The following is a 14,748-nucleotide window of genomic DNA, read 5'->3' as shown; positions in this document are numbered from 1 at the left end:
GGGCCGCGCCGCCGACCTCTACTCCGCCGACTACTCCGCCGACGTCGCCTTCAGCGCCAGCCACAGCTCCATCCGGACGTCCGGGTCGTCCAGCGAGCGGCCGAGGATCTCCTCCACGCGGCGCATCCGGTAGCGCAGGGTGTGCCGGTGGACGCCGAGGTCCGCCGCCGCCGCGTCCCACTGGCCGTGCCGGGACAGCCACGCCCGCAGCGAGGCGACCAGATCGCCCCGGCCGGTCGCGTCGTGTTCGCGCAGCGCCCGCAGCAGCCCGTCCGCGAAGGCCCGTACCGCGTCGTCCGCGAGCAGCGGCAGCACCGATCCGGCAGCCAGCTGCTCGTGCTCCACGATGACCCGCCCCCGCCGCCGCGCCACCGACAGCGCCTGCTCGGCCTGCTTGTACGCCCCGGCGGCGGCGATCGGTCCGGACGGCGCCGAGAGCCCGACGACGAGTTCGTCGTCCTCCGCCTCCCGTACGGCCGCCCCCGCCCGCGCCCCCTCCAGCGCCGTCGCGTACTGCGCGCAGGCGGCGACCGCGGCCCCGCCGTCGGAGGCCAGCACCACCAGGCGCTCGCCGTCCGGTACGACCAGCACGGCCTCCCCGGCCCGCGCGGCGGCGGACTCCACGACCTCCGCGAGCGTCCCGAGTGGTTCGCCGGTCCGGTCGGAGGCCGCCGCGAGGGCCGCCGCCGACGGCTTGGCGGTGGCCTGGAGCGGCTCGGCGGGCTCCACCGCCGCGCGTGCCGCCGACACCGCCACCGACTCCGCAACGATCATCCGGAAGGGGGCGTCCAGGAGCTCGCCGTACAGGCCGCCGGCGACGGCCCGGGCGTGGTCCGGCTCCCCGGCGAGCAGCATGCGCAGCACGGCCGCGCCGATCCGCTGCTCGGCCGCGTGCAGGGAGCGGGAGCGTTCCGTGGTCAGGGTGAGCAGGGCGATGGCCGAGTGGACGGCGTACCGCTCGGCGGTGCCGAGGGCCGCCGCCGTGCCGACGGCGAGCGCTGCCCGGGGCCGCCGTCCCGTGCCCAGGGAGTGCAGCTCGACCCGGTCCTCGTTGTCGGGGCCGGGCCCGCCGACCACCGAGGAGGCCGGCGCCGGCCGCTCCCGCAGCCGCTCCACGTCCGCCGTGAGCCGCGCGGCCCGGCGCCCCGCCCAGTCCGGGGCGGTGGCGACCACGGCACCGGAGGCGTCGTAGAGCGCGGCCCAGCCGTCGACCTGCGAGGCGAGCGCGGCGAGCAGCCCCTCGGGCCCCTCCGCCAGCGCCTGCCTGGTCAGCTCGCGCTGGGCGGCGAACCCGGCTGTCACCGCCCGGTACTGGTCCGCCGCGATGGCCGCCGACACCGCCTTGCTGATGGCGAGGAAGGGCGTGCGCCGCGGCACCTCCAGCAGCGGAAGGCCCTCCTGCCGGGCCGCCTCGACCAGGGCTTGCGGGATGTCCTCGTAGTTCACCCCGACGGCGAACCCGAGTCCGACGACCCCGGCGCCGGCCAGCCGCTTCACATAGCGGCGCATCGCCTCGGGGTCCTCGGCGTCCAGCTTGAGCGCGGTGATCAGCAGCAGCTCCCCGCCCTCCATGTAGGGGACGGGGTCGGCGAGCTCGCTGACGTGCGCCCAGCGGACGGGCACGTCCAGGCGGTCCTCGCCCGCACGCACGGTCAGTTTGAGCGCGGAGTGGTGGACGAGCGAGGCGAGCGTGGGGGGCATGAGACCTTCAGGTCGATGAAGTCGAGGAATTCCGTGCGGTCGATGAAGTCAGCGCAGTCGATGAAGTCAGCGCGGTCGACTGCACTCGGCGTGATCTCTGTGATCCAGGTGATCATTTGGCCGCCGCGTATGAACGGCCTCTGCCGATTCTGCCTCACCGTAGAGTCGCCGCGCCGCCTCGAAAATCAGTCGCGGAGATCCACCAGCAGCGGCGGCGCGTGCTCACCCCGCACGCTGGTCAGCGACAGCACCGCGTGCCCCGGCGGCACCGCGTGCGCCAGCTCGGACGCCGACCAGCGCTCCCGCTCGACCTGCCGCACGGTGACGGCACGGGCGGTGGGCGCCTTGCCGGTGATCACCCGGCGCACGGCGTGCAGGGCCTTCCCGGCGGGCGTCTCGGCGATGATCTGCCGGTCGGTGACGTCCCGCGCCTCGGTCCACTCCTTGCCCCACACCTCGGCGAAGTCCTGCCCGTCCCACGGCGTGAGCCCGGACAGCGCCATCCGGCAGCCGGCGGCCCCGAGCAGCGGCCCGCGCAGCGGCCGGGGCACGTCGTCGAGGCTGCGCAGGGTGAGCACGGCCCCGGCGTTCCCGGACCGCAGCCGCTGGATGCCGCGGACCGCCTCGGGCGTGACCACTCCGGTGGCGTCGTCCAGGATCAGACAGGCGAACAGCGACCGGTCCTCGCGCACGGCGACGCTCGCCGTGAACTGGGCGAGCACCAGACGCGCCAGCATCCGCGAGGCGTCCGCGTGCCCGCGCGCGGGCAGGTCGATCCGCACCCGCACGGGATGGTCGAGGGCCTTGAGGGAGAACGGCCGAGACTGTCCCGACGTGTCGAAGAACCCGGCGAACGCGGGCCGGTCCAGCAGCGCCACCCGGTCGGCGAGCACTCCCCCGACATCACCGGGATGCGCCAGCTGCCGCTCCCGCGCGTCCAGTTCCCGCAGCAGCGACTCCTGCCCCGAGCCCTCCAGCGCGGTACGCAGCGCGGCGAGCGGCCCCGGCGCGCCGTCGAGCAGCTGGCGCAGCTCCGGGACGGACGGGAAACGCCCGTGCACCGCCCGGAACGGGCCGAGCAACTGCGCCAGCACGGTCGTCGAGCGGCGGCTGTCGCTGCCGGGGTGCGGATCGGCGAGGTCCCCGACCAGCGCCTCGGCCAGGACGGCGGCGGCCTCGTCGGGGTCGGTGGTCCCGCCGTACAGGTCCAGGTCGTACACGGACTCCGGATTCCCGATGCGTACGACGACGTCGTAGGCGTCGGCCGGGCCGAGCCCGGCGCCCGCGGCGCCGACCACGACGACGGCCGCGCGTCCGGCGAGGGCGTGCAGGCACAGGGACTCGGCGAGCGGGCGGACGACGGTGCCGGTCTTGCCGGAGCCGGCCGGGCCGACGGCGAGCAGGGAGGTGCCGAGCAGGTCGGGGCCGAGGGCGAGGCCGGTGCCTCGGTAGGCGTAGGGGTTGCGGGTGTCGTCGGCGGTGGTGCCGAGCCGGACCTGGCCGGTGACCAGGTCGTGCCGGGACAGCCGGGCGGGCAGGTCGCGTTCGCCGGAGGGGTGCAGACAGGCGGCGGCGCCGTCCTTGAGGACCGCGCCGGTGAAGGTGGCGAGGGAGTGCCGGCCGGTGCGCACGCCCTGCCAGGCGCGGGTGATCCGGGCGTGGTCGACGTCCCTCATCAGCCCGGCCTTCGCCTCGGTGGCCAGCCGCTCGGCGGCGTCGACGGCCCCGGCGGCCCGGAGCTGCGGCCACTCGGCGGGGTCCTGCTCGGGGGCGGGCAGACGCTCGGCCGGTGCCCCGCGGTTCCAGGAGGGCGGGCCGTAGCGGCGCCAGACCTCACCCCAGCGGCCGAGCCGGCCCACCGCGATCATGATGCCGAGGGCGATCAGCGTGTAGTAGCTGTACCAGAGGACCGCGTTGCCGACGCGGTCGTTGTTCTCGCGCCAGGAGTCCGGGGTGAACAGCTCCAGCGGCAGCACCCACCAGCCGCCGAGGTAGCCGTTCCACAGCAGCGACCAGACCAGCCAGCCCACCAGGAACGCGATCAGCGCCCCGCTCAGCAGCTGCCGTCCGGGGATCCGCTCGGGCTCCTCCTCGGGCCGCGGCCGGTGCCCGAACCGCCAGACCCCGGGCAGCGCCTCCGGGCGGGAGGTGCGCAGCCAGGTCAGGAACGCCGACCCGTCCGGCCTGGGCGGCGTCGCGGGCATCGGCGGAACGGCGGAGCGTGATCGCGGCACAGGCGTCGCATGCGTGCCCCGCGCGTCCTGCGTCCCGTCGCTGTCCATCGCCCTTGCCCCCTGACCAGCCGTTCCGTCCACCGTCGTCAGCGGGAGCCAATCTAACGCCCCGGCAAGGGGAGTTCACCGTCCGGGCCGGTCTGACAATTCCCGCCTGCCGCGGGACGCCTGGCACGCGCGCTCGCCGCGTTGCCGGAGCGCCCGCGTGACTCCGCCACGCGGGCGCTCCGGCGCCTTGCGATCACACGCACCAGACGCCCCGCGCCCCGCCCTTCGGGCGGACGACGGGAATTGTCAGACCGGCCCGCGCGGCCCCGGCGCGCGGGTGGGAGCCGAACTCCCGCTATGTCCACCGCGGACAACCGGGCGCGCCGACAACGCCCACATGGAGCATGCCCACCCCCCGTTCCCCGCCCTAGCCTGCGAGAAAAGAGAAGACAAGCGTCCGCAAAACCCCCAGGAGCCCCTCATGACCGACCTTCCGCAGGAGCGCCGCGTCGTCACCGCCATCCCCGGCCCGAAGTCGCAGGAGCTTCAGGCCCGCCGCACCGCCGTCGTCGCTCAGGGCGTGGGCTCCGTGCTGCCGGTGTTCACCGCGCGCGCGGGCGGCGGCGTCATCGAGGACGTCGACGGCAACCGCCTCATCGACTTCGGCTCCGGCATCGCCGTGACCTCCGTCGGCGCCTCCGCCGAGGCCGTCGTACGCCGCGCCTCCGCGCAGCTCGCCGACTTCACGCACACCTGTTTCATGGTCACGCCGTACGAGGGCTACGTCGAGGTCGCCGAGGCCCTCGCCGAGCTCACCCCGGGTGACCACGCCAAGAAGTCCGCCCTGTTCAATTCGGGCGCCGAGGCCGTCGAGAACGCCGTCAAGATCGCCCGCGCGTACACCAAGCGCCAGGCCGTCGTCGTGTTCGACCACGGCTACCACGGCCGGACCAACCTGACGATGGCGCTGACCGCCAAGAACATGCCGTACAAGCACGGCTTCGGTCCGTTCGCGCCCGAGGTCTACCGCGTCCCGGTCGCCTACGGCTACCGCTGGCCGACCGGCCCGGAGAACGCGGGCCCGGAGGCCGCCGCGCAGGCCATCGACCAGATCACCAAGCAGATCGGCCCGGAGAACGTGGCCGCGATCATCATCGAGCCGGTGCTCGGCGAGGGCGGCTTCATCGAGCCGGCCAAGGGCTTCCTGCCGGAGCTCGTGAAGTTCGCGAACGCCCACGGCATCGTCTTCGTCGCCGACGAGATCCAGTCGGGCTTCTGCCGTACCGGCCAGTGGTTCGCCTGTGAGGACGAGGGCATCGTCCCGGACCTGATCACCACCGCCAAGGGCATCGCGGGCGGTCTGCCGCTCGCCGCCGTCACCGGCCGCGCCGAGATCATGGACGCCGCGCACGCGGGCGGCCTGGGCGGCACCTACGGCGGCAACCCGGTGGCCTGCGCCGGTGCGCTCGGCTCCATCGAGACGATGAAGGAGCTCGACCTCAACGCCAAGGCGAAGAACATCGAGGCGGTCATGAAGGCCCGCCTCGGCGCCATGGCCGAGAAGTTCGACATCATCGGCGACATCCGGGGCCGCGGCGCCATGATCGCCATCGAGCTGGTCAAGGACCGCACGACCAAGGAGCCCAACGCCGAGGCCACCGCGGCCCTGGCCAAGGCCTGCCACGCCGAGGGCCTGCTGGTCCTGACCTGTGGCACCTACGGCAACGTGCTCCGCTTCCTGCCCCCGCTGGTCATCGGTGAGGACCTCCTCAGCGAGGGCCTCGACATCATCGAGCAGGCCTTCGCCCGCATCTGACGTCACCGTGGCCCCAGCCCTTACGCGTGTCGCGCGTGGGGGACTGGGGCCGTGGGGTTCAGGGCGTGTGAAGAACGTGTGCGGGGTGTCTGTCGGGACTCGAATCCGACTGTCTTGGGGGCACCCCCTGTCGTAGGTTCTACCCAGATGAGAGATACACCCCGCCCACAGGGGACTGTGGGCGACATCAGGACGGGGCCTCCCCAGCTTCGCCCTGGTCGTGCCCTCGCGCACACATACGGGGCCTCTGGCTCCGGATCTCCTCACCGATCGGACAGTCGCTCGCCCCAAACCCCCCGGGGCGCGCGGCCATCCGATCCGGACGGCCGCCTCGGAACCACCCCCCCTGTTCCGGGGCGGCCGACCTCCCTTCTCGGACTTCTCGCGCTTCTCGGGCTTCCCGCCCTTCTCTTCGCGCTCATCACCTGGCAGGTCGTGGCCGACGGCCCGCTGGTGAGGGTGGACGAGCGGCTGAGCAAGGCCCTCGTCCACCCCGACCGCGTCTCCGAACTCCTCGCCGACCTGGGCAACGCGCAGGTCGCGATCCCGGTCATGCTCGCCGGAGCGGGGTACGCGGCCTGGCGGGCCCGGCGCGGTGGTACAGACCGCTGGTGGCAGCCGGCCGTCTGGACCCTGCCGCTCATGGCGCTGGTCCCGGCGCTGGTCGTCCCCGTCAAGGAGCTGACCGACCGCCCGGGCACCCCCGCGGTCCCGCCGGCCACCGGCTACTTCCCGTCGGGCCACACCGCGACCACCCTCATCGCGTACGGCGCCGCGACCCTGCTCCTCCTCCCCTGGCCGCGTTCCCGTGCCGCCCGCCGCACGCTAGTGGCCGTAGGCGGCGCCCTGGTGCTCGGCGCCTCCTACGGCCTGGTCCGGCGCGGCTACCACTGGCCTCTGGACGTCGTGGCCAGCTGGTGCCTCGGTACGGTGCTGCTGACCTGCTTCGTCCTGGTCGTCAGCCGAAGTAGCCGTCGAAGGTCCGCTGGAACTCCCAGTTCGCGTAGCGGTCCCAGTTGATCGACCACGTCATCAGGCCCCGCAGCGCGGGCCAGGTGCCGTGGGTGGCGTACGAGCCGCAGCTGGCCTTCTTCGTCAGACAGTCCAGGGTCTTCACGACCTCGGCGGGAGCGACATGGCCGTTGCCCGCGTTGACGGACGCCGGCATGCCGATCGCCACCTGGTCCGGGCGCAGCGGCGGGAAGACGTTGTTCGCGTCCCCCGCGACCGGGAAGCCGGTGAGCAGCATGTCGGTCATGGCGATGTGGAAGTCGGCGCCGCCCATGGAGTGGTACTGGTTGTCCAGGCCCATGACCGGGCCCGAGTTGTAGTCCTGGACGTGGAGCAGGGTCAGGTCGTCGCGCATCGCGTGGATGACCGGGAGGTAGGAACCGGCGCGCGGGTCCTGGCCGCCCCACTTGCCCGTGCCGTAGTACTGGTAGCCGAGCTGGACGAAGAAGGTCTCCGGGGCCATCGTCAGCACGAAGTCGTCGCCGTACCTGGCCTTCAGGGTCTTCAGCGCCGAGATCAGGTTGACGATCACCGGGGTCTTCGGGTTCTTGAAGTCGGTGTCGTCGGCGTTCAGCGACAGCGAGTGGCCCTCGAAGTCGATGTCGAGGCCGTCCAGGCCGTACTCGTCGATGATCTTCGAGACCGAGCTGACGAAGGTGTCCCGCGCGGCGGTCGTGCCGAGCTGCACCTGGCCGTTCTGGCCGCCGATGGAGATCAGCACCTTCTTGCCCGCCGCCTGCTTGGCGCGGATCGCGGCCTTGAAGTCGGCGTCGCTCTCGACGTTCGGGCACTCGGTCACCGGGCAGCGGGTGAAGCGGATGTCGCCCGAGGTCACCGAGGTCGGCTCGCCGAAGGCCAGGTCGATGACGTCCCAGCTGTCGGGGACGTCGGCCAGCCGGGTGTAGCCGGAGCCGTTGGCGAAACTGGCGTGGAGGTAGCCGACGAGGGCGTGCGGCGGGAGGCCGGGACCGCCCCCACCCCCCGCGCCGGTCGTCGCGGTCACCGTGGCCGACTTCGCGGACTCGCCCGCGTCGTTCACGGCGGCGACCTGGAAGGCGTACGCCGTCTGCGCGGCGAGGCCGGTCACCGTGGCCGACGTGCCGCTCACCGTCTGGACCCGGACGCCGTCGCGGTAGACGGCGTAGCCCGTCGCCCCGGTCACCGCGGTCCAGGACAGGGCGACGCTGGAGGAGGTGATCGTGCCGGTGCGCAGGCCGGTCGGCGGCGCGGGTGGCCGGCCGGGGTCCACGCTGGGGCCGACCAGGGAGATGTCGTCGGCGTGGTAGGCGCCGGTGCCGTACCAGCCGTGGGTGTAGACCGTGACCTTGGTGGTGGAGGGTCCGGTGCGGAAGGTCGTGGTGAGTTGCTGCCAGTTCGGGGCGGACTGGGTCCACGTGGAGACGTCGGTGGTGCCGGTGCCGCTCGCGCCGAGGTGGACGTAGGAGCCCCGGACGTGTCCGGACAGCGTGTACTGGGCGTCCGGTTTCACGGTCACCGTCTGTGCGCACCGGGCGTTGTCGCTGCCGGCCGGGGTCGCCTGGAGCGCGGAACCGCCGCTGCGCACAGGTGAGGTGACGGTCGTTCCGGCGGTACAGGTCCAGTTGGTCAGACCGGACTCGAACCCACCGTTCCTGACGAGGTCCGCGTCGGCCGCACGGGCGGCCGACGAGAGCGCGGTGATGCCGGTCGCGGCCAGCAGGGTGGCCGTGAGCACGGCGACGAAAGGTCTGGAGCGGTCCACAAGTGCCTCCGGGCATGGGGGAATTGGAGGGGTGGAACGCGCTCAACCTGGTCCAGACCAATTCAGTTGTCAAGACCTCCGGTCAGTCGCCCTCGTCCGTGGCCAGGCCCGCCGCCGCCTCGTGCATGGCCAGTTCCAGCAGCGCCGGATCGGTCAGGGTGCCGGAGCCGTCCGGCGGTACCAGCCAGCGGACGCCTCCTGTGGAACGCCCCGGATACGGCACCACGATCCACGTGCCGGCCCCCGCCGTACGGATGCCGGTGCCGAGCCAGCGGGCCGCGGTGCCCGGCGGTACGAGAAAACCCATGCGGGAGTCGCCGAAGTCGACGAGCACCGGGCCCGGTTGGTCGAGGATGCGGGTCAGTACGTCGAGCGTCGGATAGCCGAGTTCGCCCGGCAGGATGAGCACGTCCCAGGCCTTCCCGGCGGGCAGCAGCGCGACCCCGTGCGGGTTGCGCTCCCACTCCCAGCGGCAGGCCTCGGGATCCGGTGCCACGGACGCGAGCCACTCGACCGCCGTCTTCGCCCCTGTCATGACGGGGACCTCCCTCTTTCCGTCGTGGACGCCTTGTGCGTCACGAGGGAGAGGGAGGTCCCCGGCAGGCATTACGCGGGTTCGCGCGTCTTTTTGGAGTGAACTGGATCACGCGCGGGGCGCGTCAGCTGTCGAAGCCGAGCCCCAGCCGGTCCATGGTCTTCAGCCACAGGTTGCGCCGCCCGCCGTGCGCGTCCGCGCGGGCCAGCGACCACTTGGTGAGCGCGATCCCGGTCCAGGCGAACGGCTCGGGCGGGAAGGGCAGCGGCTTCTTGCGGACCATCTCCAGCTCGGTGCGCTCGGTGGACTCCCCCGACAGCAGGTCCAGCATCACGTCAGCCCCGAAGCGCGTCGCGCCGACACCGAGCCCCGTGAAGCCCGCCGCGTAGGCGACCTTCCCGTGGTGCGCGGTGCCGAAGAACGCCGAGAAGCGCGAGCAGGTGTCGATGGCGCCGCCCCACGCGTGGGTGAAGCGGACTCCCTCCAGCTGCGGGAAGCAGGTGAAGAAGTGCCCGGCGAGCTTGGCGTACGTCTCCGGGCGGTCGTCGTACTCCGCGCGCACCCGGCCGCCGTACGGATAGATGGCGTCGTAACCGCCCCACAGGATCCGGTTGTCGGCGGAGAGCCGGAAGTAGTGGAACTGGTTCGCGCTGTCCCCGAGGCCCTGGCGGCCCTGCCAGCCGATCTCCTTGAGCTGGTCGTTGGTGAGCGGCTCGGTCATCAGGGCGTAGTCGTAGACCGGGACGGTGAAGGCGCGCACCCGCTTGACCAGGTTCGGGAAGATGTTGGTGCCGAGCGCGACCTGGCGGGCGCGGACCTGGCCGTAGGGGGTGCGCACGGCCATACCGGCGCCGTACGGCTTCAAGGTCAGCGCGGGCGTGTGCTCGTAGACGCGCACGCCGAGCCGGACGCAGGCCTCCTTCAGGCCCCAGACCAGCTTGGCGGGGTTGAGCATGGCGACGCCCCGGCGGTCGTACAGGCCCGCCTGGAAGGTCGGCGAGTCGACGTGTGCGCGTACCGCGTCGGCGTCCAGGAACTCGACGCCCTCGGCCAGGCCCTGACGCTCGATCTCCTCGTACCAGTCGCGCAGTTCCCACGCCTGGTACGTCTCGGTGGCGACGTCGATCTCGCCGGTGCGCTCGAAGTCGCAGTCGATGCCGTGCCGGGCGACCGCCGCCTCGATCTCGTCGAGGTTGCGGGCGCCCAGCTCCTCCAGCTTGTGGATCTCGTCCGGCCAGCGGGTGAGCCCGTTGGGCAGACCGTGCGTGAGGGAGGCGGCGCAGAAGCCGCCGTTGCGGCCCGAGGCGGCCCAGCCCACCTCGCGGCCCTCCAGCAGGACGACATCCCGACCGGGGTCGCGCTCCTTGGCCAGGAGCGCGGTCCACAGTCCGCTGTACCCGCCGCCGACGACCAGCAGATCGCAGGTCTCGGGGCCGGTGAGCGCGGGCTCGGGGTGGGGCCTGCCGGGATCGTCCAGCCAGTACGCGACCGGCTGCGCTTCAGAAAGTGCCTTTGTCCAACGGCTCATGGCGCTTGGGGCCATGATTTCAACTCCCTACGAGGGGTTTTCGTAAAGGCCTAGGCCTTTTGCTTGTTACGGCGGCTGGTGATGACCATAGAGGTCAGGACGAGGAGTACCGCGATGACGAACATGGCCGTACCGATGACATTGATCTGAACGGGCGTTCCGCGCTGGGCCGAGCCCCAGACGAACATGGGGAAGGTGACGGTCGAGCCCGCGTTGAAATTGGTGATGATGAAATCGTCGAAGGAGAGCGCGAACGCGAGCAGCGCGCCCGCGGCGATTCCGGGTGCCGCGATCGGCAGGGTGACCCGGACGAAGGTCTGGAAGGGGCCGGCGTAGAGGTCCTGCGCGGCCTGCTCCAGCCTCGGGTCCATCGACATGACGCGCGCCTTGACGGCCGTCACCACGAAGCTGAGGCAGAACATGATGTGGGCGATGAGAATCGTCCAGAAGCCCAGCTGGACACCCATGTTGAGGAACAGGGTGAGCAGCGAGGCGGCCATCACGACCTCGGGCATCGCCATCGGCATGAAGATCAGCGAGTTCACCGCGCCGCGCGCCCGGAAGCGGTAGCGGACGAGCGCGAAGGCGATCATCGCGCCGAGGACCGTGGCGCCCAGCGTCGCCCAGAAGGCGATCTGGAGGCTGAGGGTCAGCGAGTCGCACAGGCCCGAGACCCCGCACGGGTCGGTCCAGGCGGCGGTGGAGAACTCCTGCCATTCGTAGTTGAAGCGCCCCTTCGGGTTGTTGAAGGAGAACACCGTCACGACGACGTTCGGCAGCAGCAGGTACCCGAGCGTGATGAGGCCCGCGATGACGACGAAATTGCGCCTGAGCCAGTTGACGAAGGCCATTTAAACCAGATCCTCCGTCCCCGACTTGCGGATGTAGAGCGTGACCATGATGAGGATCGCGAACATCAGGATGAAGGAGAGCGCCGCCGCCGTCGGATAGTCGAGGATCCGCAGGAACTGCGACTGGATGACATTGCCGATCATGCGGGTGTCCGTGGAGCCGAGCAGATCGGCGTTGACGTAGTCACCGGCGGCCGGGATGAAGGTGAGCAGCGTGCCGGAGACGACACCCGGCATCGACAGCGGGAAGGTGACCTTGCGGAAGGTCGTGATCGGCTTGGCGTACAGGTCGTTCGCCGCCTCGTGCAGTCGGCCGTCGATGCGCTCCAGCGAGGTGTAGAGCGGCAGGATCATGAACGGCAGGAAGTTGTACGTCAGACCGCAGACGACCGCCAGCGGGGTGGCCAGCACTCTGTCCCCCGCGGTCATGCCGAGCCAGCTGGTGACGTCCAGGACGTGCAGCGAGTTCAGCGCGCCGACGACCGGGCCGCCGTCCGCGAGGATCGTCTTCCAGGCGAGGGTGCGGATCAGGAAACTGGTGAAGAACGGCGCGATCACCAGGATCATGATCAGGTTCCGCCAGCGGCCGGCCCGGAAGGCGATCAGATACGCCAGCGGGTAGCCCAGCAGCAGACACAGGACCGTCGCGGAACCGGCGTACAGCACCGACCGCAGGAACTGCGGGTAGTACTCGGTCAGCGCGTCCCAGTAGGTCGCGAAGTGCCAGGTGACCTCGTAGCCCTGCTCCAGCGAGCCGGTCTGCACCGAGGTGGAGGCCTGGTAGACCATCGGCAGCGCGAAGAACACCAGCAGCCAGGCGAGTCCGGGCAGCAGCAGGAGGTACGGCGTCCAGCGGCCCCGCTTGCGCGGGGGCTTCTTCTCGGGGGCGGGGGGCGCCAAGGGCGGCGGCGCGTCGGTGATGGTCGCCATCAGACCGCCTCTTCCTGGATGCCCGCGTCGATGTCCTGCGTCGCGTCCAGGCCGAAGGTGTGCGCCGGGCTCCAGTGCAGGACGACCTCGGCGCCGGGGACCAGGCGGGCGTCGCGGTCGACGTTCTGGACGTAGACCGCGAGCTCGGGACAGACCGGGCTGTCGACGACGTACTGCGTGGAGACGCCGATGAAGGAGGCGTCGGCGATCGTGCCGGTGACGCGGTTGCGGCCGTCCGGGATCTCGCCGGCGTCGTCCGCGTGCGTGAGGGAGATCTTCTCCGGGCGCACGCCGACCAGCACCTTGCCGCCGGTCGTGGTGGGCGCCGAGCAGCGCGCCTCGGGCAGGACGAGCTTGCCGCCGCCCGCCTTGAGGACGATGTCGTCGCCGCTCCTGGTGTCGACCTCGGCCTCGATGAGGTTGGAGGTGCCGAGGAAGTTGGCGACGAAGGTCGTCTTCGGGTTCTCGTACAGGTCGGCGGGGGCGCCGAGCTGCTCGACGCGGCCCGCGTTCATCACGGCGACCGTGTCGGCCATGGTCATGGCCTCCTCCTGGTCGTGCGTGACGTGCACGAAGGTGATGCCGACCTCGGTCTGGATGCGCTTGAGCTCCAGCTGCATCTGGCGGCGCAGCTTGAGGTCGAGGGCGCCGAGCGGCTCGTCGAGGAGGAGCACCTTCGGGTGGTTGATCAGGGCGCGGGCGACCGCGACACGCTGCTGCTGGCCGCCGGAGAGCTGGTGCGGCTTCTTGCGCGCCTGCTCTCCGAGCTGGACCAGCTCCAGCATCTCCTCGACCTGCTTCTTCACGCTCTTGATGCCGCGTCGGCGCAGGCCGAAGGCGACGTTCTCGAAGATGTCGAGGTGCGGGAAGAGGGCGTAGGACTGGAAGACCGTGTTCACCGGCCGCTTGTAGGGCGGCAGCCGGGTCACGTCCTGGTCGCCGAGGAAGACGGTGCCGGAGGTCGGCTCCTCGAGGCCCGCGATCATCCGCAGGGTCGTGGTCTTGCCGCAGCCGGAGGCACCGAGCAGGGCGAAGAACGAGCCCTGCGGGACAGTCAGGTCCAGCGGGTGTACGGCGGTGAAGTCGCCGTACGTCTTGCTGATGCCCGTGAGGCGGACGTCGCCGGTGTTGTCGTTGATGTTCGTCACGTCGGTCACGCCCCAGTCAGCTTCGCGAACTTCGTTTCAAAGGCCGTCTCTTCCTCCGAGCTCAGCGAGCGGAAGGCGCGTGATTTCGCGGCCATTTCCTTGTCGGGGATGATCAGCGGGTTGTTCGCCGCGTCCTCGTCGATCTTCGCCAACTCGTCCTTGACGCCGTCGACCGGGCAGACGTAGTTGATGTACGCGGCGAGTTCGGCGGCCGCCTTCGGCTCGTAGTAGTAGTCGATGAGCCGCTCGGCGTTCGTCTTGTGCCGGGCCTTGTTGGGGACCAGCAGGTTGTCCGTCGACGTCATGTATCCGCTGTCCGGGATGATGAAGTCGATGTCCGGGCTGTCCGCCTTGAGCTGCACGACGTCTCCGGCCCAGGCAATGCAGGCGGCGAAGTCGCCGCTGGTCAGGTCGGAGGTGTAGTCGTTGCCGGTGAAGCGGCGGATCTGGCCCTTGTCGACGGCCTTCTGGATGCGGGCGATGGCCGCGTCGTAGTCGTCGGCGGTGAAGTTCCCCGGGTCCTTGCCCATGTCGAGCAGGGTCATGCCGATGCTGTCGCGCATCTCGGACAGGAAGCCGACCCGGCCCTTGAGCTTGGGGTTGTCGAGCAGGTCCGAGACCGACTTGACCTCCTCGCCGTCCAGCGCCTTCTTGTTGAAGGCGATGACCGTCGAGATGCCCTGCCACACGTACGAGTACGCGCGTCCCGGGTCCCAGTCCGGGGAGCGGAACTGGGCGGAGAGGTTGGCGTAGGCGGTCGGCAGGTTGGCCGGGTCCAGTTTCTGGACCCAGCCCAGGCGGATCAGCCGGGCGGCGAGCCAGTCGGTGACGCATATGAGGTCACGCCCGGTGTCCTGGCCGGCCGCCAGCTGCGGCTTGATCTTGCCGAAGAACTCGACGTTGTCGTTGATGTCCTCGGTGTACTTGACCTTGATGCCGGTCCGCTCGGTGAACGTGTCGAGCGTGGGGTGGTGCTTCTCGCTCTCGTCGACGTCCATGTACTCGGTCCAGTTGGAGAAGCTGACGGTCTTCTCCTTGGCCGAGCGGTCGTCCGCGGACTGTCCGCCCTCGGTCTTGCCCGCGGCGGGGATGCCGCAGGCGCTCAGCGTTCCCAGACCGCCGACCGCGAGCGCGCCGCCGGCGGAGGCGCGCAGCAGGGAACGGCGAGAGAGGGAGGCCCTGCCGTTGCGGAAGCTGCGCCGCATGGCGGCCATTTGGGCCGCGGAGAGGCGGTCGGGCTCGTACTGCTCCATGCGCTTGGTGCC

General features: G+C 71.1%; 11 protein-coding genes. 2 read left to right on the top strand and 9 right to left on the bottom strand.

The genetic code is table 11. The annotated features are described in order from the left end of the window. Positions 1–30 precede the first annotated feature (30 nt). A complete protein-coding gene (locus AC068Z_RS32145) occupies positions 31–1,701 on the bottom strand; it encodes a PucR family transcriptional regulator (protein ID WP_478563551.1) in 1,671 nt (556 codons plus the stop codon). Between the two features lie 185 nt (positions 1,702–1,886). Beyond that, positions 1,887–3,983, bottom strand: coding sequence for an ATP-binding protein (locus AC068Z_RS32140; protein ID WP_478563549.1), 2,097 nt, complete (start codon positions 3,981–3,983; stop codon positions 1,887–1,889). A gap of 421 nt (positions 3,984–4,404) precedes the next feature. Between AC068Z_RS32140 and gabT the strand changes: the two genes are divergently transcribed. Together gabT and AC068Z_RS32130 are read left to right on the top strand one after the other, a co-directional pair. Next, positions 4,405–5,739, top strand: a complete 1,335-nt coding sequence (gene gabT / locus AC068Z_RS32135) for a 4-aminobutyrate--2-oxoglutarate transaminase (protein WP_478563546.1) — start codon at positions 4,405–4,407, stop codon at positions 5,737–5,739. A 435-nt stretch (positions 5,740–6,174) separates the two neighbouring features. Next, entirely contained in the window at positions 6,175–6,759 is a 585-nt protein-coding gene (locus AC068Z_RS32130; protein ID WP_478563543.1) for a phosphatase PAP2 family protein, read from the top strand. On the opposite strand, the gene AC068Z_RS32125 is transcribed toward AC068Z_RS32130, so the two are convergent. The 7 genes from AC068Z_RS32125 to AC068Z_RS32095 all read right to left on the bottom strand — a co-directional run bounded on the left by AC068Z_RS32125 (position 6,698) and on the right by AC068Z_RS32095 (position 14,736). Continuing rightward, complete coding sequence (locus AC068Z_RS32125; RefSeq protein WP_478563540.1) at positions 6,698–8,491, bottom strand: chitinase; 1,794 nt, start codon at positions 8,489–8,491, stop codon at positions 6,698–6,700. The two genes, AC068Z_RS32130 and AC068Z_RS32125, sit on opposite strands and share 62 nt — an antisense overlap. 82 nt (positions 8,492–8,573) lie before the next feature. Then, positions 8,574–9,026 (bottom strand): bifunctional DNA primase/polymerase, encoded by a 453-nt coding sequence (locus tag AC068Z_RS32120; protein WP_478563537.1) that lies wholly within the window; start codon positions 9,024–9,026, stop codon positions 8,574–8,576. A 124-nt stretch (positions 9,027–9,150) separates the two neighbouring features. Continuing rightward, positions 9,151–10,569, bottom strand: a complete 1,419-nt coding sequence (locus AC068Z_RS32115; RefSeq protein ID WP_478563534.1) for an NAD(P)/FAD-dependent oxidoreductase — start codon at positions 10,567–10,569, stop codon at positions 9,151–9,153. A 35-nt stretch (positions 10,570–10,604) separates the two neighbouring features. Next, a complete protein-coding gene (locus tag AC068Z_RS32110; RefSeq protein WP_478563531.1) occupies positions 10,605–11,405 on the bottom strand; it encodes an ABC transporter permease in 801 nt (266 codons plus the stop codon). Next, a complete protein-coding gene (locus tag AC068Z_RS32105; RefSeq protein ID WP_478563527.1) occupies positions 11,406–12,335 on the bottom strand; it encodes an ABC transporter permease in 930 nt (309 codons plus the stop codon). Further along, the gene (locus tag AC068Z_RS32100) at positions 12,335–13,492 is read right to left on the bottom strand and encodes an ABC transporter ATP-binding protein (protein WP_478563524.1); all 1,158 of its coding nucleotides are present in this window, start codon (positions 13,490–13,492) and stop codon (positions 12,335–12,337) included. The genes AC068Z_RS32105 and AC068Z_RS32100 overlap by 1 nt, the downstream gene beginning before the upstream one ends. Beyond that, complete coding sequence (locus tag AC068Z_RS32095) at positions 13,489–14,736, bottom strand: polyamine ABC transporter substrate-binding protein (RefSeq protein ID WP_478563521.1); 1,248 nt, start codon at positions 14,734–14,736, stop codon at positions 13,489–13,491. Before AC068Z_RS32095 ends, AC068Z_RS32100 begins: the two co-directional genes overlap by 4 nt. Between the last annotated feature and the right edge of the window lie 12 nt (positions 14,737–14,748).

It is taken from the genome of Streptomyces sp. NPDC043726, from assembly GCF_056436565.1.
Note: the sequence above shows the minus strand (reverse complement) of the source record. Positions and strands in the feature narration are given on the sequence as shown.